At 67.9% G+C, this 21,328-nt stretch carries 17 protein-coding genes and 2 tRNA genes; 16 read left to right on the top strand and 3 right to left on the bottom strand.

The window, feature by feature from the left end:
* The first annotated feature begins 35 nt into the window (after positions 1–35).
* The 5 genes from AQY21_RS24845 (at position 36) to gshB (ending at position 5,746) form a co-directional block, all read left to right on the top strand.
* Positions 36–710, top strand: coding sequence for a uroporphyrinogen-III synthase (locus AQY21_RS24845; RefSeq protein ID WP_058100266.1), 675 nt, complete (start codon positions 36–38; stop codon positions 708–710).
* A 126-nt stretch (positions 711–836) separates the two neighbouring features.
* Positions 837–2,333, top strand: coding sequence for a hypothetical protein (locus tag AQY21_RS24850; RefSeq protein WP_058100267.1), 1,497 nt, complete (start codon positions 837–839; stop codon positions 2,331–2,333).
* Between the two features lie 10 nt (positions 2,334–2,343).
* Complete coding sequence (locus AQY21_RS24855; RefSeq protein WP_238986899.1) at positions 2,344–4,092, top strand: heme biosynthesis protein HemY; 1,749 nt, start codon at positions 2,344–2,346, stop codon at positions 4,090–4,092.
* 52 nt (positions 4,093–4,144) lie between these two features.
* Positions 4,145–4,220 (top strand) — tRNA-Thr (locus AQY21_RS24860).
* A gap of 575 nt (positions 4,221–4,795) precedes the next feature.
* Positions 4,796–5,746 carry a glutathione synthase gene (gshB, locus tag AQY21_RS24865; RefSeq protein ID WP_058100269.1) on the top strand — a complete coding sequence of 317 codons (951 nt, stop codon included), beginning with the start codon at positions 4,796–4,798 and terminating at the stop codon, positions 5,744–5,746.
* Positions 5,747–5,916: 170 nt separating this feature from the next.
* Here gshB and AQY21_RS24870 read toward each other — a convergent pair whose 3' ends face one another.
* Entirely contained in the window at positions 5,917–7,431 is a 1,515-nt protein-coding gene (locus AQY21_RS24870; RefSeq protein WP_058100270.1) for a YifB family Mg chelatase-like AAA ATPase, read from the bottom strand.
* 133 nt (positions 7,432–7,564) lie between these two features.
* Between AQY21_RS24870 and coaBC the strand changes: the two genes are divergently transcribed.
* From coaBC to AQY21_RS24920, 10 genes are all read left to right on the top strand, one after another.
* The gene (gene coaBC, locus AQY21_RS24875) at positions 7,565–8,839 is read left to right on the top strand and encodes a bifunctional phosphopantothenoylcysteine decarboxylase/phosphopantothenate--cysteine ligase CoaBC (protein WP_058100271.1); all 1,275 of its coding nucleotides are present in this window, start codon (positions 7,565–7,567) and stop codon (positions 8,837–8,839) included.
* Positions 8,836–9,903, top strand: a complete 1,068-nt coding sequence (locus tag AQY21_RS24880) for a cysteine desulfurase family protein (RefSeq protein ID WP_058100272.1) — start codon at positions 8,836–8,838, stop codon at positions 9,901–9,903. The genes coaBC and AQY21_RS24880 overlap by 4 nt, the downstream gene beginning before the upstream one ends.
* Before the next feature lies 1 nt (position 9,904).
* Complete coding sequence (gene sufB, locus AQY21_RS24885; protein WP_058100273.1) at positions 9,905–11,431, top strand: Fe-S cluster assembly protein SufB; 1,527 nt, start codon at positions 9,905–9,907, stop codon at positions 11,429–11,431.
* Positions 11,428–11,739, top strand: a complete 312-nt coding sequence (locus AQY21_RS24890; protein WP_058100274.1) for a heavy metal-binding domain-containing protein — start codon at positions 11,428–11,430, stop codon at positions 11,737–11,739. Before sufB ends, AQY21_RS24890 begins: the two co-directional genes overlap by 4 nt.
* Before the next feature lie 9 nt (positions 11,740–11,748).
* A complete protein-coding gene (sufC, locus tag AQY21_RS24895; protein WP_058100275.1) occupies positions 11,749–12,504 on the top strand; it encodes a Fe-S cluster assembly ATPase SufC in 756 nt (251 codons plus the stop codon).
* Positions 12,504–13,850 (top strand): SufD family Fe-S cluster assembly protein, encoded by a 1,347-nt coding sequence (locus AQY21_RS24900; RefSeq protein ID WP_152988338.1) that lies wholly within the window; start codon positions 12,504–12,506, stop codon positions 13,848–13,850. The genes sufC and AQY21_RS24900 overlap by 1 nt, the downstream gene beginning before the upstream one ends.
* Positions 13,847–14,335 carry a hypothetical protein gene (locus tag AQY21_RS24905; protein WP_058100276.1) on the top strand — a complete coding sequence of 163 codons (489 nt, stop codon included), beginning with the start codon at positions 13,847–13,849 and terminating at the stop codon, positions 14,333–14,335. The genes AQY21_RS24900 and AQY21_RS24905 overlap by 4 nt, the downstream gene beginning before the upstream one ends.
* Positions 14,332–14,919: a YIP1 family protein gene (locus tag AQY21_RS24910; RefSeq protein WP_058100277.1), complete on the top strand. Its 588-nt coding sequence runs from the start codon at positions 14,332–14,334 to the stop codon at positions 14,917–14,919. The genes AQY21_RS24905 and AQY21_RS24910 overlap by 4 nt, the downstream gene beginning before the upstream one ends.
* A complete protein-coding gene (locus AQY21_RS24915; RefSeq protein WP_058100278.1) occupies positions 14,916–16,127 on the top strand; it encodes a cysteine desulfurase in 1,212 nt (403 codons plus the stop codon). Before AQY21_RS24910 ends, AQY21_RS24915 begins: the two co-directional genes overlap by 4 nt.
* 46 nt (positions 16,128–16,173) lie before the next feature.
* Positions 16,174–16,250, top strand: a tRNA-Arg gene (locus AQY21_RS24920).
* Positions 16,251–16,560: 310 nt separating this feature from the next.
* Here the strand turns inward: AQY21_RS24920 and purL are convergent.
* Together purL and AQY21_RS24930 are read right to left on the bottom strand one after the other, a co-directional pair.
* Positions 16,561–18,732 (bottom strand): phosphoribosylformylglycinamidine synthase subunit PurL, encoded by a 2,172-nt coding sequence (purL, locus tag AQY21_RS24925; RefSeq protein ID WP_058100279.1) that lies wholly within the window; start codon positions 18,730–18,732, stop codon positions 16,561–16,563.
* A 305-nt stretch (positions 18,733–19,037) separates the two neighbouring features.
* Complete coding sequence (locus AQY21_RS24930; RefSeq protein ID WP_058100280.1) at positions 19,038–19,958, bottom strand: LysR family transcriptional regulator; 921 nt, start codon at positions 19,956–19,958, stop codon at positions 19,038–19,040.
* A gap of 547 nt (positions 19,959–20,505) precedes the next feature.
* Here AQY21_RS24930 and AQY21_RS24935 point away from each other — a divergent pair.
* Positions 20,506–21,318: a glutamate racemase gene (locus AQY21_RS24935; RefSeq protein ID WP_058100281.1), complete on the top strand. Its 813-nt coding sequence runs from the start codon at positions 20,506–20,508 to the stop codon at positions 21,316–21,318.
* Positions 21,319–21,328: the final 10 nt, after the last annotated feature.

Raw genomic sequence — 21,328 nt, forward strand, 5'->3', positions numbered from 1 at the left:
CAGAGGGGGAGTAACATCTTGTCAGGCCGATTGCCATGCCGCCGAACCCCGCGCCCATCCTGCTTCTGACCCGGCCCGAACCGGCCTCGCGGCGATTTGCCGCAGGGCTCGGGCATCTGGGGGTGGAGGTGCTGATCGCGCCGGTGCTGAGCATCCGGCCGGTGGCGCATGACGCCGGCCGGCTGGCGGCGGCGCGGGGGCTGGTCTTCACCTCGGTCAATGCGGTGCCGGCGGCGGGGCCGGGGCGCGGGCGGCCGGCGATCTGCGTCGGTCCGGCCACGGCCGAGGCGGCGCGGGCGGCGGGTTTCGACGTGACCGAAGGGCCGGGCGATGCCGCGCGGATGCTGCCGCTGCTGGACGGGCTGGGCGAGGGCTGGCTGCATCCGCATGGCGCCCATGTCGCCAAGGTGCTGCCGGTGCCGGGCATGGTGGTCTATGACCAATTGCCCGAGCCGCTGAACGCGGCGGCGCAGTCGGCGCTGGCGGGTCCGGTGCCGGTGATCCTGCCGCTGTTCTCGCCCCGCTCGGCGCGGATCCTGTCCGATCAGGCGGCGGGGGCGCGGGCGCCGCTGTGGCTGGCGCCGATCAGCCCGGCGGCGCGGGACGCCTGGCAGGGCCCGGCCGCGCGCATCGCGCCGGCGCCGACGCCGGATGCCGAGGGCGTGCTTTGGGCCGTCGAGCGCCTGCTGGACACGGAACAATCCGCATGAGGGCGGGTTGAGGCGCCACGCCCCCGCGACTAGACTGCCGGCGGGAGCCAGGCATGATCGCGGGCGGAAGGGGCAGGACCTGCCCCGGCAGCCGGGCTGCGACACGAAAGGGAACGGGGAAGAATTGTGAAGAAGCCAGAAACCAATTCCAGCGATAACAAGGCAAGCCCCGGAAAAGACAGTAAAAAGAAAGCGGTCTCGGGTTCCGTCATCGACAGCCACCCGATCAGCGCCGGCGAGGGGGCCCCGGCGGCGAAGCCCGAAGCCAAGCCGCAGGTCGAATCGAGGCTGGTTGGCAGCGGCACCGGACCCGATGCCGCCGCGCCGAAGCCGGGCGCCGGCAAGCCGGCTGCCGAATCGAAAACCGCCGAGCCGCCGCCTGCCGCCGAGGCGAAACCGGGCAATGTGCCGCCGGTCGCCAAGGCGGATGCCGCTCCGGCCGGGACGCCGAAACCCGCCCCCGCGCAGACACAGCCGGCCAAGGCCGAAACCCGCGTGGTCGAGGTGCGCAAGGCCGGCTTCGCGCCGACCTTCCTGGGCGGTGTCGTCGCCGCCGGCCTGGGCGCCGCGGCCGCCTGGTGGGCGATTCCGCATCTGCCGCCGGCCTGGCAGCCGGTCGGCACCGATGCCGCCCCGACCGAGGCGCAGATCGCCGCCGCCCGCGAGGCGGCCGTCGAGGCGGCGCGCGAGGAGATCCAGACCCAGGCCGACGCCTTTGCCAACCGCGCCTCCGAGGCCGGGGCGGATGCGGCGCGCCAGGCGCTGGCCGATGCACAGGTCCAGGACGGCGATGCCGAGGCGCTGAAGGCGCAGGAGGAAAAGCTGGCTGCGCTGGAAAAGGCCGTGGCCGATCTGGCCGCGCGTCCCGTGGTGGCGCCGGTGGTCTCGGGCGAAAACAGCGAGGGGCTTCAGCAGGTGCTGAACGAGCTTACCGCGCGGCTGGCCGCGCAGCAGAGCCGTATCGACGAGCTCGCGGCACGCCCGGCGGCCGATGCGACCAGCGCCGAGCAGGTCCAGGACCTCGCGGCGCAGGCCGAAGCCCTGCAAGCCCGGATCGCCACCGCGGCCGAGGATGCTGAAAAGCGCATCGCTGCCGCCGAGGCGCAGGCATCCGCCTTGCAGGAGACCGCCGAAGCGGCGAACCGCCGCGCCCAGGCCGCTGCCGCTGCCGCCGCGCTGCAAGCCGCGATCGAGACCGGCGGCGCCCGCGATCAGGCGCTGGCCGATCTGCGCGCCGCCGGGGTCGAGCCGCCGGCCGTGCTGGCCGGCGACGTGCCGACCCTGGCCCAGCTGCGCAGCAGCTTCCCTGCCGCCGCGCGCGAAGCGCTGGCCGCCGCGCTGAAAGAGGCGCCGGAAAACGAGGGCGCGCTGGGAGCCATCGGCAACTTCCTGCGCGTGCAGACCGGCGCCCGCTCGGTCGAGCCGCGCGAGGGCAACGATCCCGACGCCGTCCTGTCGCGTGCCGATGCCGCGGTGAATGCCGGTGACATCAAAGGCGCGCTGGCCGAGATCGCCACCTTGCCGCAAGCCGGCCAGGCGGCGATCGCCGACTGGACAGCCAAAGCCCAGACCTGGGTCGAAGCCAATGCCGCGCTGGCCATCTTGGCCGCGGGCAGCAGGTAAGGGGCGCGCCATGCTGCTTTCGGCACTGAAAATCCTGATCTTCTTCGCCATCGTTCTGGTCCTGACGCTGGGTGCGATGCAGCTTTCGGAAACCGGCCAGGGCCTGAGCATGGTCTATGGCGGTACCGAATACACACTGGGGCCGGTGCAACTGGTGATCGCGGCGCTGGTCATCGTGCTGTTGGGCTGGATCATCGTGCGCCTGCTGGCGCTGCTTCTGGCCTTCCTGCGCTTCCTGCTGGGCGACGAGACGGCGATCAACCGCTATTTCGCCCGCTCGCGCGAGCGCAAGGGCTATGATGCGCTGTCCGAAGGCATGCTGGCCGTCGCCTCGGGCGAGGGGAAGCTGGCGCAGGACAAGGCGGCGAAGGCGGCGAAGTTCCTCGACAAGCCGCATGTCACCGACCTTCTGGCCGCGCAGGCCGCCGAGGTGGCGGGCGACAGCCGCAAGGCCGGCGAGGTCTATCGCCGTCTGCTGTCGGACCCGCGCACGCGCTTTGTCGGCATCCGTGGCCTGATGCGCCAGAAACTGGATGAGGGTGATACGGCTACCGCATTGAAACTGGCCGAGAAAGCCTATGCGCTGAAGCCTAAGCATACCGAGGTGCAGGACACTCTGCTGCAACTGCAAACCCGCCAGGGCGACTGGAAGGGCGCGCGCGCGGTGCTCAAGGACAAGCGCCAGCAGGGCCAGCTGCCCAAGGACGTGCATATCCGCCGCGATGCGGTCCTGGCGCTGAAGGAGGCCTCCGAGGTGCTGGCGCATGGCAATTCGATCAGCGCGCGCGAGGCGGCGATCTCGGCCAACCGGGCCAGTCCCGACCTGATCCCGGCCGCGGTCCTGGCCGCACGCAGCTATATCGCCCAGAACGATCCCCGCAACGCCAGCCGGGTGCTGCAAAAGACCTGGAGCGTGCGCCCGCATCCCGCGATCGCAGCGACCTATGCCGAGATCGTGCCGGACGAGAAGCCGGCGGCGCGGCTGCGCCGTTTCGAGGACCTGATGCGGCAGAACCCGGATCAGGAGGAAACCCGGCTGCTGCGCGCCGAGCTGCTTCTGGCGGCCGAGGATTTCCCCGGCGCCCGCCGCGCGCTCGGCGATTTGGCCGAGAAGCATCCGACGGTGCGCTCGCTGTCGATCCTGGCCGCCGTCGAGCGCGGCGAGGGCTCGGACGACGCGGTCGTGCGCGGCATCCTGGCCAAGGCGCTGGTCGCCAGCCGTGGCCCGCAATGGGTCTGCGACAAGTGCCATAATGTCATGGCCGACTGGTCCCCGACCTGCGACAGCTGCGGCGGCTTCGACACGCTGACTTGGCGCGAGCCGGACACGCCCGCCTGGAGCGCGGCCGCCTCGAACGGGGTCGAGATGCTGCCGCTGCTGGTCGGCACGGGGCATGGGGAAGGGGCGGCCTCCGATATGCCGGCTCCCGTGGCTGCGCCGCGGCCGCAACCAGCCGCGCCCGGCATGGTCGGTCCGCAAGCCGAGGCGCCGGAGGCCGAAGCCGGTCGGGCTGCGGTCGAGATCCCGGATGTCTCGCCCGGGATGGTGCCGCGCGAATCGGATTATCGCCGCGTCTCTCCCGGAGTGGGCGGGGCCGAGCCGGCGATGACCGTCACCGATCCCGAGCCGGCGGTTGCCGCGCCGCCTCAGCCCGCCCGTCCCTCGGTGGTTGCCGAGCAGGGCGATATCCTGCCGGTGCGCCCCGATGTCGAGCCGCCCGAACAGGATGAGGTGAAGATTGCGGGGAAAAATCGCTGATCCCCCCTTTTCGCCCGCGCCGGAACCTGTTATCCGGCGCGGCACATGAGATGCCGGTGTAGCTCAGCTGGTAGAGCACGTCATTCGTAATGATGGGGTCGGGGGTTCGAGTCCCTTCACCGGCACCATGAACCAGCGAAAACCCACGCAACTTCAATGGGTTGCGTGGGCTTCTCTTTTTCTCGATCCGCTTGCCATCTGCCATCTGCCATCTGCCATCTGCCATCTGCCTTCTGACGGGAGGGGATGCTGCGTCATGGATCGGTGACTGTCAGCCATACCGCCCGGCTGTCCAGCAAGTCCGGGGTCAGGAGCGGCTGTTCTGGGCCATGCGTGGTGCTGGGAGCATGGCTCTGGCCCGGTCGCCGGGGCTTTCCGGTCGCCAGGGCTTTTGGGGCAGAGGGGCTCGACGCGGCTATGGGCCGAGCGGCAAATGACCAGCGAAAACTTGTCGGCCCTATCCGCTGTCCCGCTTTACCCGCCGCGGTTCTCGCCCCCAATCCCAGGGCCCGAACGGCCTCGCGCCCTGCGCCGAGATCTGCAAGATCGGGACGGCGGCAGCCGGTCCTCGTCACCCCGATCCGTCGGTGACCGGGACCGGACGGCCGGAAAAACATGAATATCGCGCCGGTTCAGGGCTGCGGCTTGCAAACCCGGCCCATGCGCGCGAGAACTTCGTCCGAAACTGGCTGGGAATGATAGCATGAGTCTTTACGTGGCCCTGCAAATGGATCCGATCGAGCATGTCTCGATCGACGGCGACAGTACGTTCCGGCTGGGGCTCGAGGCCGAGGCCCGCGGCCACCGGCTGTTCCAATACACCGCCGACCGGCTGAGCTATTGCGAAGGGCGGGTCATGGCCCGCGGGCGGCCCGTCAGCCTGCGGCGCGAACAGGGCAATCATGTGAGTTTCGGCGAGTGGGCCGATGTCGATCTGTCGGAATTCGACGTGGTCTGGCTGCGCCAGGATCCGCCCTTCGACATGGGCTATATCACCACCACCCACCTGCTGGACCGGGTGCATCCCTCGACCTATGTCGTCAACGATCCGTTCTGGGTGCGCAACAGCCCCGAGAAGCTGTTGGTGCTGGATTTCCCCGAACTGACGCCGCCGACGCTGATCACCCGCGAGCTGGCGCAGATCCGCGCCTTTCGCGAGCGGCACGGCGATTTCATCCTCAAGCCGCTCTACGGCAATGGCGGGGTCGGGATCTTTCACATGCGGCCCGACGATCCGAACCTGTCCTCGCTGGTCGAGACCTTCCTGGCCAACAGCCGCGAGCCGATCATCGCGCAGAAATACCTGCCCGCCGTGGTCAGGGGCGACAAGCGCATCATCCTGGTCGATGGCGAGCCGGTCGGCGCGATCAACCGCGTGCCGGCCGAAGGCGAGGCGCGGTCGAACATGCATGTCGGCGGCCGGCCCGAAAAGATCGGCCTGACCGAGCGCGAATTTGAGATCTGCGCCCACATCGGCCCCGCCCTGCGCGAGAAGGGGCTGCTTTTCACCGGCATCGACGTGATCGACGGCTGGCTGACCGAGATCAACGTGACCTCGCCGACCGGCATCCAGGAGCTTGAGCGTTTCGACGGCATCAACGCCGCTGCGCTGATCTGGGACGCGGTCGAGCGGCGGCTGGCCGAGCGGGGTTGAACCGTTCCGGGAGGAGGGGGAGCGGCCTCGCCTGGCGGCGCGCACTGACCGGGAGCGGGATTTCGGCGATGGCCCATCGGCACGAATCTCGGGTCCGCCTGGTATTCCGGGGCCGACGGTGGCTGCCCGGGCACCGCATTGCGGATAAGGGCGGCAGGAACGGGCGGGTCTCAATCCGGCCGGCCGAAGGGCAGCCGATAGGACAGCGCCTCGGCCAGATGCGGCTGGCGGATGGCGGGCGAAGCGTCCAGGTCGGCGATGGTCCGCGCGCTGCGCAGGATGCGGTGATAGCCGCGCGGCGTCAGCCCCAGCCGCTCGGCCGCCAAGGCCAGCAGCGAGCGGCATTCGCCGTCGAGCGGCGCGATCTCCTCCAGCAGCCGGCCCGAGGCATCCGCGTTCACCCGGGCTGTCGGATGCTCGGCGAAGCGCCGGGCCTGCACGGCGCGCGCCTCGGCGACGCGGGCGGCGACGCTGGCCGAGCTTTCGCCGGTCGCCGGCAGGCCCAGGTCCTCGATGGCGACCTGCGGCACCTCGATGCGCAGGTCGAAGCGGTCCATCATCGGTCCCGAGACCCGGCCCAGATAGTCCGAGCCGCAGCGCGGGGCCTTGGAACAGGCGCGCGCGGCATCGGCGATCTCGCCGCAGCGGCAGGGATTGGCGGCGGCGACCAGCAGGAAGCGCGCCGGGTAGCGGATATGGGCATTGGCGCGCGAGACATGGATCTCGCCGGTCTCGATCGGTTCGCGCAAGGCGTCGATGACGCGGCGCTCGAATTCCGGCAGTTCGTCCAGGAACAGCACGCCGTTATGCGCGAGGCTGGCCTGGCCGGGCCGGGCGTTGCGGCCGCCGCCGACCATGGCGGCCATCGAGGCGGTGTGATGCGGCTGCCGGAAAGGCGCGACGCGGGAGATGCCGCCCCCGTCCAGCAGGCCGGCGACGGAATGGATTACTGAGGTTTCCAGCGCCTCCTGCGGGCTCAGCGGCGGCAGGATGCCGGGCAGGCGGGTCGCAAGCATGGATTTGCTGGCGCCGGGCGGGCCGACCATCAACAGGTGATGCCGGCCGGCGGCGGCGATCTCCAGCGCGCGGCGCGCGCGTTCCTGGCCCTTCACCTCGGCCAGATCGGCCTCGAAGACGGTTTCGGCCAGCTCGCCCGGCGCGGCGCGGGCCAAGGGCGCGCGGTCGGTCAGGTGATCGACCGCCTCTCGCAGGGTGCGCGGCGCAAAGACAGGCACCGCGCCGACCCAGGCGGCCTCGGCCCCGCAGGCGCGCGGCACCAGCAGCGCCCGGCTTTCCTCGGCCGCGGCCATGGCGGCGGGCAGGGCGCCCGCGACCGGCGAGAGACGCCCGTCCAGTGCCAGTTCCCCCAGCGCCACCACGCGCTCCAGCGCCTCGGCCGGCACGATCTCCAGCGCGGCCAGCACGGCAAGCGCGATGGGCAGGTCGAAATGCGAGCCCTCCTTGGGCAGGTCGGCGGGTGACAGGTTCACCGTCACCCGCCGCGAGGGCATGGCGATGGACAAGGCGCCGAAGGCGGCCTTGACCCGCTCGCGTGCCTCGCTGACCGATTTGTCGGGCAGGCCGACGATGCCGAATCCCGGCAGGCCCGGCGAAACCGAGCATTGCACCTCGGCCAGCCGCGCCTCGACCCCGTCGAAGGCCACGGTATAGGCAATCGCCGCCATCACCTCTCCCCATGTCACAGGAGCTCTGGTTAACCCGCCGGAGCTTAAAGATTGGTTAACGGGCGCGGCTTGCTTGTTCCGCGGCCCGCTTCGGCCTATGTGCAGGGCGAGCGTCAAGGCAGAGGAAGCGACCATGCAAGGCAGCCGCATATTGCTGATCGTCGGCGGGGGGATCGCCGCCTTCAAGATCCCCGAGCTGATCCGCTTGATCCGGCGCGAGGGCGGCTCGGTCGTGCCGGTGCTGACGCGGGCGGGGGCGGAGTTCGTCACGCCGCTGACGCTGTCGGCGCTGGCCGAGGCGCCCTGCCATACCGAACTGTTCGACCTGACCCGCGAATCCGAGATGGGCCATATCCAGCTGTCGCGGGCGGCCGATCTGGTGGTGGTCGCGCCAGCGACCGCCAATCTGCTGGCGCGGATGGCGGCGGGGATGGCGGACGACCTGGCCACGACCCTGCTGCTCGCGACGGACAAGCCGGTCCTGGCCGCGCCGGCGATGAACGTGCGCATGTGGCAGCACCCGGCGACGCAGCGAAACCTCGACATGCTGGAAAACGACGGCATCCGCTTTGTCGGCCCGGACGAGGGCGACATGGCCTGCGGCGAATACGGTCCCGGCCGCATGGCCGAGCCCGAGGCGATCCTTCAGGCGATCCGTGCGGCGCTGGGGCGCGAGCGGCCGCTGCGCCTGCCGCCCGAGGCGGCGATCTCTCTGCCGGCGCGGGTGCTGGCCGGGCGGCATGTCATCGTGACCTCGGGGCCCACGCATGAGCCCATCGACCCGGTGCGCTATATCGCCAACCGCTCCAGCGGTGCGCAGGGCGCGGCCATCGCCGCGGCGCTGCGCGACATGGGCGCCCGCGTCAGTTTCGTGACCGGCCCGGCCGAGGTGCCGCCGCCCGAGGGCGTCGAGGTGATCGCGGTCGAGACGGCGCGCGAGATGCGCGAGGCGGTTGAGGCGGCGTTGCCCGCCGATGCCGCGGTGATGGCCGCCGCCGTGGCCGACTGGCACGTCGCCAATGCCAAGGCTGGCAAGATCAAGAAGGACGGTTCTGGCAAGCTGCCCGAGCTGCAATTCGCCGAGAATCCCGATATTCTGGCCTGGATCAGCCAATTGCCGCAGAATCGGCCGACGCTGGTGGTGGGCTTTGCCGCCGAGACCGACGACGTGCTGGACAACGCCACCCGCAAGCGCCGGCGCAAGGGCTGCGACTGGATCGTGGCCAATGACGTGAGCCCCGCCACCGGGATCATGGGCGGGACCGAGAATGCCGTGACCCTGATCTCTGCGGAAGGGGCGGAAAGCTGGCCGCGCCTGTCGAAGGACGAAGTCGCCCGCCGCCTGGCCGAGCGCATCGCCGAGGCGCTGGACCATGCCGAGGACAGCCTGCGGGAGGGTCGCGCATGAACCGGGTCTATCTGGACTGGAACGCCACCGCGCCGCTGCGCCCCGAGGCGCGCGAGGCGATGCTGGCGGCGACCGAGATCGTCGGCAACCCGTCCTCGGTCCATGCCGAGGGCCGGGCGGCGAAATCGGCGCTGGAACGGGCGCGCGAGGAGATCGCCGCGGCGTTGGGCGCCGAGGGGGCGGATGTGATCTTCACCTCGGGCGCGACCGAGTCGGCGGCGCTGGTGTTGCAGGGCCGGGGACTGGCTTGTTCGGCGGTCGAGCATGCCGCCGTCCTGGCCTGGTGCGAGGCCTCGCTGCCGACGGATCAGGCGGGGCAGGTCGCGATTCCCGATCCCGGCCGCGCGACGCTGCAACTCGCCAATGCCGAGACCGGCGTGATCCAGGATCTGCCGCAGGGGCTGGCGGTCAGCGATCTGACCCAGGCCTTCGGAAAGATCCCGTTCGCCTTCAACTGGCTGGGCATCGAGGCCGGCTTCGTCAGCGCCCACAAGCTGGGCGGGCCGCGCGGTATCGGCGCGCTGGTGGTGAAGCGCGGCACCGAGGTCGAGGCACGGATCAAGGGCGGCGGACAGGAACAGGGCCGCCGCGCCGGGACCGAGAATCTGATCGGCATCATGGGCTTTGCAGCGGCGGCAAAAGCGGCGCAGAATGATCTGGATCAAGGAATCGGGGAAAAAGTGTCGCAACTGCGCGATTCCCTGATGGCCGCTCTGGAATCCGGGGCGGAAATGGTTACATTCCCGGGGCGCGAGGCCCGCCGCCTGCCCAATACATTGTCGATCCTGACGCCGGGTTGGCGCGGAGAGACGCAGGTGATGCAGATGGACCTGGCCGGATTTGCCGTCTCGGCAGGCTCGGCCTGTTCCTCGGGCAAGGTCCGGCCAAGTTCGGTTCTGACGGCCATGGGAATCGCGCCGGAATGGGCGGGCGATGCGATCCGCGTCTCGATCGGACCGACGACGGAACCTCGGGACGTGATGCGTTTTGCGGATGCCTGGCTCGCGGCCCATGGCCGCTGGCGGCAGAGGAATGATGGGCGGGCGACCGCGGGAAGGGTTTGAGATGAGTGTAGAGACCGGCGAGGCAATCGAAATCCGCGAGGGCGTGGACCGCGAAACCGTCGAGACCGTCCAGAGCATGGGGTCCTACAAATACGGCTGGGACACCGAGATCGAGATGGAATATGCCCCCAAGGGCATCAACGAGGATATCGTCCGGCTGATCTCGAAGAAGAACGAGGAACCGGAATGGATGACCGAATGGCGGCTGCAAGCCTTCCGCCGCTGGCAGACCATGACCGAGCCGAAATGGGCGATGCTCAACTATCCTGTGATCGACTATCAGGACCAGTATTACTACGCCCGCCCCAAGAGCATGGCCGAAAAGCCCAAGTCGCTGGACGAGGTCGATCCCAAGCTGCTGGCCACCTATGAAAAGCTGGGTATCCCGCTGAAGGAGCAGATGATCCTGGCCGGGATCGAGGGTGCCGAGGGCGCGCCGGCCGAAGGGCGCAAGGTCGCGGTCGATGCGGTCTTCGACAGCGTCAGCGTCGGCACCACCTTCAAGGACGAGCTGGCCAAGGCCGGGGTGATCTTCTGTTCGATCTCGGAAGCCATCCGCGAACATCCCGAGCTGGTGAAGAAATACCTGGGCTCGGTCGTGCCGCAATCGGACAATTTCTTCGCCACGCTGAACTCGGCGGTCTTTTCGGACGGCAGCTTCGTCTATGTGCCGCCGGGGGTGCGCTGCCCGATGGAGCTGTCCACCTATTTCCGCATCAATGCCGAGAATACCGGCCAGTTCGAGCGCACGCTGATCATCGCCGACAAGGGTTCCTATGTCAGCTATCTGGAGGGCTGCACCGCGCCCAAGCGCGACGTGGCGCAGCTGCATGCGGCGGTGGTCGAGATCGTCATCCTCGAGGATGCCGAGGTCAAGTATTCGACCGTGCAGAACTGGTTCCCCGGCGACGAGGAAGGCAAGGGCGGCATCTACAACTTCGTCACCAAGCGTGCCGATTGCCGCGAGGCGCGGGCCAAGGTGATGTGGACCCAGGTCGAGACCGGCTCGGCCATCACCTGGAAATACCCCTCCTGCATTCTGCGCGGCGACGAGAGCCAAGGCGAGTTCTATTCCATCGCCATCGCCAACAACCACCAGCAGGCCGATACCGGCACCAAGATGATCCACCTTGGCAAGAACACCCGCTCTCGCATTGTTTCCAAAGGCATTTCTGCCGGTCAAGCGCAGAATACCTATCGCGGCCTGGTGTCCATGCACCCGCGCGCCAAGAACAGCCGCAACTATACGCAATGCGACAGCCTGCTGATCGGCGACAAATGCGGCGCCCATACCGTGCCCTATATCGAGGTGAAGAATACCTCGTCCCGCGTGGAGCATGAGGCGACAACCTCGAAGGTGGATGACGACCAGCTGTTCTATTGCCGCCAGCGCGGCATGGACGAGGAAGAGGCGGTCGCGCTGGTGGTGAACGGCTTCTGCCGCGAGGTCTTGCAGGCCCTGCCGATGGAGTTCGCCATGGAGGCGCAGTCGCTGGTCGCCATCTCGCTGGAAGGGTCGGTGGGATGATCGTCACCACCACCCCCGGCATCGATGGCCGCCGCATCAGCGCCTATCACGGCGTGGTGACGGGCGAGACCATCATCGGCGCCAACATCTTCCGCGACATCTTCGCCGGGATTCGCGACATCGTGGGCGGCCGTTCCGGCGCCTATGAATCCGCGCTGGCCTCGGCCCGCGAAACCGCCCTGTCCGAGATGCAGGACCGCGCCCGCCAGATGGGCGGCAATGCCGTGGTCGGCGTCGATCTGGACTATGAAGTCATCAACAACATGCTGATGGTGTCCGCCTCGGGCACCGCCGTAAGTGTCGAATAGGAACGAACCATGCTGGAAATCAAGAATCTGCACGTCAAGCTTGAGGATGAGGACAAGCAGATCCTCAAAGGCGTCGATCTGACCGTCCCGGCTGGCGAGGTCCATGCCATCATGGGGCCGAATGGCTCGGGCAAGTCGACGCTGTCCTATGTGCTTTCGGGCCGCGACGGCTATGAGGTGACCGAGGGCGAGGCGTCGCTGGACGGCGAAAGCCTGCTGGAGATGGAGCCCGAGGAGCGTGCGGCCGCGGGCCTGTTCCTGGCCTTCCAGTATCCGGTCGAGATCCCCGGCGTCGGCAACATGACCTTCCTGCGCACCGCCGTGAACGCGCAGCGCAAGGCGCGCGGCGAGGAAGAGCTGTCCTCGGCCGAGTTCCTCAAGCTGATCCGCCAGAAGGCCGCGACGCTGAAGATCGACAGCGAGATGCTGAAGCGCCCGGTCAACGTCGGCTTCTCGGGCGGCGAGAAGAAGCGCAACGAGATCCTCCAGATGGCCATGCTGGAGCCGCGCATGTGCATCCTGGACGAGACCGATTCCGGCCTCGACGTGGACGCGATGCGGCTGGTGGCCGAGGGCGTGAACGCGCTGCGCTCGCCCGACCGCGCCTTTCTTGTGATCACGCATTACCAGCGGCTTCTGGACCATATCAAGCCGGACGTGGTGCATATCATGGCCGATGGCCGCATCGTGCGCACCGGCGGCCCCGAGCTGGCGCTGGAGGTCGAGCAGAACGGTTACGGCGATCTGCTGGCGGAGGTCGGATGATGGCGGATACGGCTGTTCTTGCCGCGCAGGTTCCCGCGGTCGAGGGCAAGGCCCGTCCCGGCGATGCGGCGCTGGCCGCTCGCCTGGAGGCGCTGGACCTGCCGCGCGGCGGCTTCACCCGTTCTGCGCGCGAGGATGCGGCGCAGCGGCTGCACGCGATGGGGCTGCCCGGCGCGCGTGACGAATACTGGCGCTATACCGATCCGGCCCCCTTCAACGCCGCCCGGCCGCAGCCGGTCGAGCTGGCTGCCGATGCCACCACCCTGTTCACCGGCATCGAGCGGCTGAACATTGTCTTCATGGACGGGCGTTTCGATGCTGCCGCCTCGGACGCTCTGGAAGCCGAGGGCGTGCAGATCGAAAGCCTTGCCGCGGCCGATGCCAAGACCGATCACTGGGCGGCCGGGCTCTATGGCCGGTTGGAAGCCTCCGGGCAGGTGCCGGTCAAGCGTCCCTTCGCGGTGCTGAACACGCTGGCCGCCGCCGAGGGCGTGTTGATCCGCGTCACCGGCAAGCCGTCACGGCCGGTGCACATCACCTATCGCCGCTCGGCCGCCGATGCGGACGTCTGTCTGCATCATGTCGTCAAGCTCGAGGACGGGGCCGAGCTGACGCTGCTGGAAACCGGCTCGATCGGCGCGCGCTCGAACGTGGTGATCGAGACCGATCTGGGCCAGGGCGCCCGCTTCCACCACATCAGCGCCAAGCGCGCCAATGATCCCAAGCTGGGGCTGGGCCATATCTTCGTCCGCGTCGCCGCCGAGGCGCTGTTCAAGTCCTTCACGCTCACGGTCAACGGGCTGATGATGCGCAACGAGGCGGTGATCGAGATTGCCGGCGATGATGCGGTGGCCCATATCGCCGCCGCGGTGCTGGGCGACGGCGATATCGGCCGCTTCCACCATGACGACACCGTCTTCATCACCCATGCCGCCGAGCGGTGCGAAAGCCGGCAGGTGTTCAAGAAGGTGCTGAAGAACGGTGCCGAGGGCGTGTTCCAGGGCAAGATCCTGGTCAAGCCCGGCGCGCAGAAGACCGACGGCTACCAGATCAGCCAGGGGCTTTTGCTGGACGAGGGCAGCCAGTTCCTCGCCAAACCCGAGTTGGAAATCTATGCCGACGACGTGAAATGCTCGCATGGCTCGACCACGGGGGCGCTGGACGAGACGGCGCTGTTCTACCTGCGCTCGCGCGGGGTGCCGAAGGAACGCGCCATCGTGCTGCTGGTGCTGTCCTTCCTGGCCGATGCGCTGGACGAGATCGAGGACCAGCGGCTGCGCGACGACATCCTCGGCCGGCTGGAAGACTGGCTGACGGCGCGCGCGGGCAATCCGGGCAAGGCATGAGCCGGGCCGGCATCGTCCCGCGCATCCTGGAAAGCTGGTGGGCGCCGGGCAGGGTGGTCAGGTCCCTGCGCGGCATGCCCGACCGGGCGCTGATCGTCGTGCTGATGGCGGCGATGCTGGTCTTTCTGGTCGCGCAGGCCCCGGGCCATGCCCGGGATGCGCAATTGCAGCCCGAGGTGCCCCTGGGCGCGCGCATGGGCGGGGCGCTGCTGGCGGTGATGTTCATGATGCCGCTGCTGGCCTATGGGCTGGCGGCGCTGGTCTCGGCGCTGTCGCGGCTGACGCCCTGGCCGGTGGCGCCACAGGATTCGCGGCTGGCGCTGTTCTGGGCGCTGCTGGCGGTGGCGCCGGCGATGTTGCTCGCCGGGCTCACCGCCGGCCTGGTCGGTCCCGGCCCGGCGCTTGGCGTGACGCGGGCGGTGGCGGGGCTCGGCTTTCTCGTGATATGGAGCGCGGGGCTGCGCGCATTGGCGGGGAACAGATGAAACTGGGCGATCTTGGCGATCTGATGGTCCTGACCTTGCGGGACCCGGAGGCCGCGGTGCGCGTGTTGCGCGACCTGGACCTGCCGATGGCGGCGCGCTGGATGGTGCTGCTTCTGGCCGTGACGCTGTCCACGCTGCTCGCCGGGCTGTCGCTGCTGCTGTTCCCGGTCGAGGTGGACAACCCCGTCTCGCGCATGCTGTCCGAACCGATGACGCTGGCCGGCATCCAGTTCGGCGCCATGGTGCTGTCGGCGCTGTTCGTGGCGCAGATCGGCCGGCTGTTCGGCGGCCACGGCATCTTTCCCGATGCGCTGCTGATCGTCGGCTGGGTCGAGTTGATGCTGGTCGGGCTGCAAGCGGTGCAGGTGGTGATGATGGCGCTGTTCCCGGCCACGGCCACGCTGCTCTCGATGCTGGCCTTCGGCCTGTTCCTCTATCTCGCCGTGACCATGACCAAGGCGCTGCACGGCTTCACCAGCACCGGCAAGGTGGTGCTGGGCCTGATCGGCAGCATTTTCCTGCTTGGCTTCGTGCTGTCGCTGATCGCGGCGGCATTCGGCATCGTCCCCGAGGTGACACCATGAGCTTCGACATTGAAAAGGTCCGCGCCGATTTCCCGATCCTGTCGCGGCAGGTGAACGGCCGGCCGCTGGTCTATCTGGACAACGGCGCCTCCGCGCAGAAACCGCGCGTGGTGATCGACGCCATTACCCGCGCCTATGAGGCGGAATATGCCAATGTCCATCGCGGGTTGCATTTCCTCTCCAACCTCGCGACCGAGAATTACGAGCGGGTCCGCGCCATCATCGCCCGCTTCCTGAACGTCCCGCGCGAGGACGAGGTGATCTTCACCTCGGGCGCGACCGAGGGGATCAACCTCGTCTCCTATGGCTGGGCCGGGCCGCGCCTGAAGGCCGGTGACGAGATCGTGCTGTCGGTGCTGGAGCATCACGCCAATATCGTGCCCTGGCATTTCCTGCGCGAACGCCAGGGCGTGGCGCTGAAATGGGTCGAGCCCGAGCCCGACGGCTCGCTGCCGCCGGAAAAGGTGCTGGCGGCGGTGGGGCCGAGGACCAAGCTGATCGCCGTCACCCATATGTCGAACGTGACCGGCACCGTGGTCGATGTCGGCGCCATCGCGCGCGGGACCGACGTGCCGGTGCTTGCCGATGGGTCGCAGGCCGCAGTGCATATGCCGGTGGACCTGTCCGCGCTCGGCGTCGATTTCTACTGCATCACCGGGCACAAGCTCTATGGTCCCTCGGGTTCGGGCGCGATCTGGATCCGGGCCGAGCGCCAGGCCGAGATGCGGCCCTTCATGGGCGGCGGCGACATGATCCGCACGGTGACGCGCGAGAGTGTGGACTATGCCGACCCGCCGCTGCGTTTCGAGGCTGGCACCCCCGGCATCGCCAACCAGATCGGCCTGGGCGCGGCGCTGGAATACCTGATGGCGTTCGGCATGGAGAACATCGCCGCGCATGAGCGGGATCTGCGCGACTATGCCCGCGAGCGACTGCGCAGCCTGAACTGGCTGTCGGTGCAGGGCGACGCGGCCGAGAAAGGCGCGATCTTCTCGATGACCATGCAGGGCGCGCATGCGCATGACATCTCGACTATCCTCGACAAGCGCGGCATCGCGGTGCGGGCGGGGACGCATTGCGCCATGCCGCTCCTGGATTTCTTCGGTGTCAGCGCCACGGCGCGCGCCAGCTTCGCCATGTACAACACCCGCGCCGAGGTCGACGCGCTGATCGACGGATTGTCCTTCTGCCGCGAGCTTTTCGCCTGAACCCCATTGCAGAGCCGCGCGTTTGCGGCTATGCAGCCCATGCGTTGCACCCGTAGCTCAGCTGGATAGAGCGTTGCCCTCCGAAGGCAAAGGCCACACGTTCGAATCGTGTCGGGTGCGCCATTTTCTCCTTTGTTGCCCTCCTTGCCGTGGCGATCCGTTGCCGCGCATCGCGTCGGAATGGAACAAAGCCCCGCTCATGGCAGGAGCGGGGCTTGAGTTTGGTTGCGAGATTTATCCGCAGCCTTCGGGTGACTGAACCGGGCACCGGCCCATGCGGTCCCATCTGGGGACAGTCGCGGCAGAGGGGAATGGCGGGTTCATCCGTGACGCGGCGTCGCCAATGGGGTTTCGCACCGGCTTTCGGAGCAGGAAAAACCCGGCAATCGCAGATGCGAATGCCGGGTGCGCAAGGGCCGATCCAGGAAAAGGCTCAGGCCAGTTCCAGGTTCAGGCTTTTCTCGAAGGCGCAGCGGTAAAGCTGCGACAATTCGGCCAGCGACGCGGCATCGCCGCCAAAAGCCACCGTCTCGCCGCCAAACCGGCCCACGCGCGCCAGGGGCACGCCCGCCGCTTGGGCAGCTTCGATCAGTTGCGCGGCATTCTCCTCGGAGCAGGCCACCAGGTAGCGCGCCTGGTCCTCGCCGAAAAGCTGGGCGATCTCGGCGCTGTCCAGCGTGACGCCCAGACCGGCGGCCTCAGCCAGTTCGAAGGCGGCGAGTGCCAGCCCACCATCCGACAGGTCGGTCGCGGCCGAGACCAGCTTGCCCTGCGCGCGCAGGAACTCTCCGTTGCGGCGCTCGGCGGTCAGGTCCACATGCGGCGCATCGCCCGCCTCGATGCCGAAAGCCTCGGCGGCCAGGGCCGACTGGCCGAGATGGCCGCGGGTCTCGCCGATGACCAGCGCGATATCGCCCTCGGCCGGCAGGCCGGCGATGAGGTCGTCCAGATCGGCGATCAGCCCGACGCCGCCGATGGTGGGCGTGGGCAGGATACCCTTGCCGTCGGTCTCGTTGTAAAGCGAGACATTGCCCGAGACGATGGGGAAGTCGAGAGCCGCGCAAGCCTCGCCGATGCCTTTGATGGCGCCGACGAGCTGGCCCATGATCTCGGGCTTTTCCGGGTTGCCGAAGTTCAGGTTGTCGGTGGTGGCCAGCGGCAGGGCGCCGCAGGCGATGAGGTTGCGATAGGCTTCGGCCACCGCCTGCTTGCCGCCCTCATAGGGGTTGGCGCGGACATAGCGCGGGGTCACGTCGCTGGTGAAGGCCAGCGCCTTGCGGGTGCCATGCACGCGCACCACGCCGGCGCCAAGGCCGGGCCGGCGGACGGTATCGGCGCCGACCTGGGTGTCGTATTGCTCCCAGACCCAGCCCTTATGGGCATGGTTTGGGCTGCCGATCAGCGATTTCAGCGCCGCGATGGGGGCGATGGCGGGCAGGGCGGGCATCTCACCCGCAGCCGGGGTCTCGATCCAGGGACGGTCGTATTCCGGGGCGCTGGAGCTGAGCTTGGACAGCGGCAGGTCGGCCTTGACCTCGTTGCCGTGGACGATCAGGAAACGGTCCTCGGCGATGGTCTCGCCGACGATGGCGAAGTCCAGATCCCATTTTTCGAAGATCGCCCGCGCCTCGGCCTCCTTCTCGGGCTTCAGCACCATGAGCATGCGTTCCTGCGACTCGGACAGCATCATCTCATAGGCGGTCATGTTGGTTTCGCGTTGCGGCACGGCATCCAGCACCAGCTTGATGCCCAGCCCGCCCTTGTCGCCCATCTCGACTGCCGAGCAGGTCAGGCCGGCGGCGCCCATGTCCTGGATCGAGATGACGCTGTCGGTCTGCATCAGCTCCAGGCAGGCTTCCAGCAGGCATTTCTCGGTGAAGGGGTCGCCGACCTGCACGGTGGGGCGCTTTTCTTCGATCGTGTCGTCGAACTCGGCGCTGGCCATGGTGGCGCCGCCGACGCCGTCGCGACCGGTCTTGGCGCCCAGATAGACCACCGGCATGCCGACGCCCGAGGCGGCGGAATAGAAGATCTTGTCGCTGTCGGCCAAGCCCGCCGCAAAGGCGTTCACCAGGCAGTTGCCGTCATAGCTGCGGTGGAAGCGTACCTCGCCGCCGACGTTCGGCACGCCGAAAGCATTGCCATAGGCGCCGATCCCTTCGACCACGCCCTTGACCAGATGCGCGGTCTTGGGGTGCTCGGGCCGGCCGAAGGACAGCGCGTCCATGGCGGCGATGGGGCGGGCACCCATGGTAAAGACATCGCGCAGGATGCCGCCGACGCCGGTCGCGGCGCCCTGATGCGGCTCGATATAGGAGGGGTGGTTGTGGCTCTCCATCTTGAAGACCACGGCCTGGCCGTCGCCGATGTCCACCACGCCCGCGTTCTCGCCCGGGCCGCAGATGACCTGCGGGCCAGTGGTCGGCAGGGTGCGCAGCCATTTCTTGGACGACTTGTAGGAGCAATGCTCGTTCCACATGGCCGAGAAGATGCCCAGCTCCGTAAAGCTCGGCTCGCGCCCGATGATCTCGAGGATGCGCTGGTATTCGTCGGGCTTGAGCCCGTGCGCGGCGATCAGTTCCTCGGTGATCTGCGGTTCGTTCATGTCTGGCGCCCTTTTCCCCGGTTTTGCGGCCTTTTAAGCGGCGGCGAAGGGTTAGGAAAGGGGCCGCGCGCGGGGCCGGGAAAAACCGCAGTGCAGCGGGCAAAAAAAAGCCGGGCATGAAGCCCGGCTCAAGTCCAACAGGGAGGTTGAAGGTGATGAGAATTTCTTCAAATCATCCCCTTCGAGATCGGAAATATGTGCAGTCGGCGAACGGTTCAAGGATCATTTCCGCATTGCGGCACATGGCCGATATGCATTCTGCGAATGCCTCGGGCAAAACCCTGCGGCATCTGCCCGTCCGGCGCTCATCCGGCGGACGGGTCGGCGGCCTGTTCTTCGGTCTGCTGGCGGCGCAGCGACTGGATTTCCTCGAGCACGAAATCGCGGAAGGCGGCGACGCGGCGCGAGGCGCGCAATTCCTCGGGGAAGGCCAGGAAGACCGGCACCTCGCCCGACTGGATGTCCGGCAAGACGCGGGTCAGGCTGGGAAAATCCGCCGAAAGGTAGTCCGGCAGGACGCCGATGCCGACATGGTTCAGCACCCCCTGCAAGACGCCGAAGTAATTGTTCACCATCAGGGTCGAGCTGATGTTGCGCGCCAGCAGCATCTGCGACAGCACCGCGCCCGAGCTGACCTGCGGCGTCTGCGGGTTCTGGCAGATCAGCCGGTGCGGCCCCAGATCGTCCAGCGTCTCGGGCACTCCGGCCTTGGCCAGGTATTCCGGTGTGGCGTAAAGTCGCATGCGGATGTTGAGCAGCCGGCGGCGGATCAGATCCTGCTGGTTGGGCTCCTTCATGCGGATGGCGACATCGGCCTCGCGCATGGGCAGGTCCAGCACGCGTTCTTCCAGCATCAGGTCGATCTTGAGATCGGGATAGCGGTCGTAAAGCTTGGCCAGCCGCGGCACCAGCCACATGGTGCCGAAGCCGGTGGTGGTGGTGACCTTCAGCTCGCCGAAGACGCTTTCCTCGCTGTCGCGGATACGGGCGGCGGTGGTGTCGAGCTTGCGGACCATGGAGGAGGTCGCCTCGAACAGCAGCTCTCCCTGTTCGGTCAGGATCAGCCCGCGGGCATGGCGGTGAAAAAGGGTGGTGCCCAGCGAATCCTCCAGCGCGCGGATCTGGCGGCTGACGGCGGATTGGGACAGGTGCAAAACATCGCCCGCGTGGGTCAGGCTGCCCGCGTCGGCGACGGCATGAAATATTCTTAACTTATCCCAATCCATAACAGTGCTTTCTTGCGGCATCAGCCATGCAATCCGTGCAACCCTTATCACAGAAGGTTAGCGGAACAAGCCTGCAAAACGCCAAGAAAACCCTTTATCCGTCAGTGTTGCTTACCTACAATGCCTGCCGAACAGCCATCGAACGAGCGCAGGCCGGAGGAGCGTGCAGGAATACAACCGCGCAGACCGATTCGCGCCGCCCGGGCGTCACGTGCTTTTGAACGGAACCGAGGCGCTGCTGCGGCATGAACCCGGGCGCGCCGGTCCGGGAACCGCCCGAGCGTACCGTCGTCATCCAATGCGATCATGCGCGACCTTCTGCCGCAAACCGTCCCAGTCTGGTCCTGGAACGGGCCGGGCTGCCGCTGACGGCCGCTATCCCGTGGCCAGGCTGGAATCCGCAGAGAAAACCGCGGCTCGCAGGCCCATGCCCGCGTATGTCTTCCGTCGCGAGACTGCTTCCGACCCGCCGGCGCGGCGTGACATAAATCATGGCGTTCCGGCGCGGCGCATCCTAAAAAGACGTGTCGCGAGCAGGAGGCTAGTCATGGCGGTGGGCGTATTCGATTCGGGTCTGGGCGGTCTGACGGTTCTGGCCGCGATTGCCGCCCGCATGCCCGAACTGCCGCTGGTCTATCTGGGGGACAATGCCCATACCCCCTACGGGGTGCGCGATGCCGACGACATCTTCGATCTGACCTGCTCCGGGGTCGAGCGGCTTTGGGCCGAAGGCTGCGATCTGGTGATCCTGGCCTGCAACACCGCCTCGGCCGCCGCGCTCAAGCGCATGCAGGAAACCTGGCTGCCCGAGGACAAGCGCGTGCTGGGGGTCTTCGTGCCGATGATAGAGGCGCTGACCGAGCGCCGCTGGGGCGACAACTCGCCGCCGCGCGAGGTGGCGGTGAAGCATGTGGCGCTGTTCGCCACCCCCGCCACCGTCGCCAGCCGCGCCTTCCAGCGCGAACTGGCCTTTCGCGCCATCGGCGTCGATGTCGAGGCCCAGCCCTGCGGCGGCGTGGTCGATGCGATCGAGATGGGCGACGAGATCCTGGCCGAGGCGCTGGTGACCTCCCATGTCGAGGCGCTGCTGCGCCGCATGCCGCATCCCGAGGCGGCGATCCTGGGCTGCACGCATTACCCGCTGATGCAGGCGGCCTTCCAGAAGGCGCTGGGGCCGAAGGTCGCGGTCTATTCGCAGCCCGACCTCGTCGCCGAGAGCCTCGAGGACTACCTCAAGCGCCATCCCGAGATGCTGGGCGCGGGCAATGTCTCGCGTTTCCTGACCACCGGCGACCCCGAGCGGGTATCGGGCAAGGCCACGCAGTTCCTCCGCCATCCGATCAGGTTCGAAAGTGCCTGAAACTGGAAAG

It is taken from the genome of Paracoccus sp. MKU1 (assembly GCF_001447385.1).
Lineage (GTDB): Bacteria > Pseudomonadota > Alphaproteobacteria > Rhodobacterales > Rhodobacteraceae > Paracoccus.

Bases quoted from the DNA above. Each gene is read 5' to 3' on its own strand.
- purL (WP_058100279.1), bottom strand. From the start codon at position 18,732: ATGAACGAACCGCAGATCACCGAGGAACTGATCGCCGCGCACGGGCTC.
- AQY21_RS24905 (WP_058100276.1), top strand. From the start codon at position 13,847: ATGAGCCGGGCCGGCATCGTCCCGCGCATCCTGGAAAGCTGGTGGGCG.
- sufC (WP_058100275.1), top strand. From the start codon at position 11,749: ATGCTGGAAATCAAGAATCTGCACGTCAAGCTTGAGGATGAGGACAAG.
- AQY21_RS24915 (WP_058100278.1), top strand. From the start codon at position 14,916: ATGAGCTTCGACATTGAAAAGGTCCGCGCCGATTTCCCGATCCTGTCG.
- AQY21_RS24935 (WP_058100281.1), top strand. From the start codon at position 20,506: ATGGCGGTGGGCGTATTCGATTCGGGTCTGGGCGGTCTGACGGTTCTG.
- gshB (WP_058100269.1), top strand. From the start codon at position 4,796: ATGAGTCTTTACGTGGCCCTGCAAATGGATCCGATCGAGCATGTCTCG.
- AQY21_RS24870 (WP_058100270.1), bottom strand. From the start codon at position 7,431: ATGGCGGCGATTGCCTATACCGTGGCCTTCGACGGGGTCGAGGCGCGG.
- AQY21_RS24880 (WP_058100272.1), top strand. From the start codon at position 8,836: ATGAACCGGGTCTATCTGGACTGGAACGCCACCGCGCCGCTGCGCCCC.
- AQY21_RS24855 (WP_238986899.1), top strand. From the start codon at position 2,344: ATGCTGCTTTCGGCACTGAAAATCCTGATCTTCTTCGCCATCGTTCTG.
- AQY21_RS24910 (WP_058100277.1), top strand. From the start codon at position 14,332: ATGAAACTGGGCGATCTTGGCGATCTGATGGTCCTGACCTTGCGGGAC.
- sufB (WP_058100273.1), top strand. From the start codon at position 9,905: ATGAGTGTAGAGACCGGCGAGGCAATCGAAATCCGCGAGGGCGTGGAC.
- coaBC (WP_058100271.1), top strand. From the start codon at position 7,565: ATGCAAGGCAGCCGCATATTGCTGATCGTCGGCGGGGGGATCGCCGCC.
- AQY21_RS24930 (WP_058100280.1), bottom strand. From the start codon at position 19,958: ATGGATTGGGATAAGTTAAGAATATTTCATGCCGTCGCCGACGCGGGC.
- AQY21_RS24845 (WP_058100266.1), top strand. From the start codon at position 36: ATGCCGCCGAACCCCGCGCCCATCCTGCTTCTGACCCGGCCCGAACCG.
- AQY21_RS24900 (WP_152988338.1), top strand. From the start codon at position 12,504: ATGGCGGATACGGCTGTTCTTGCCGCGCAGGTTCCCGCGGTCGAGGGC.
- AQY21_RS24890 (WP_058100274.1), top strand. From the start codon at position 11,428: ATGATCGTCACCACCACCCCCGGCATCGATGGCCGCCGCATCAGCGCC.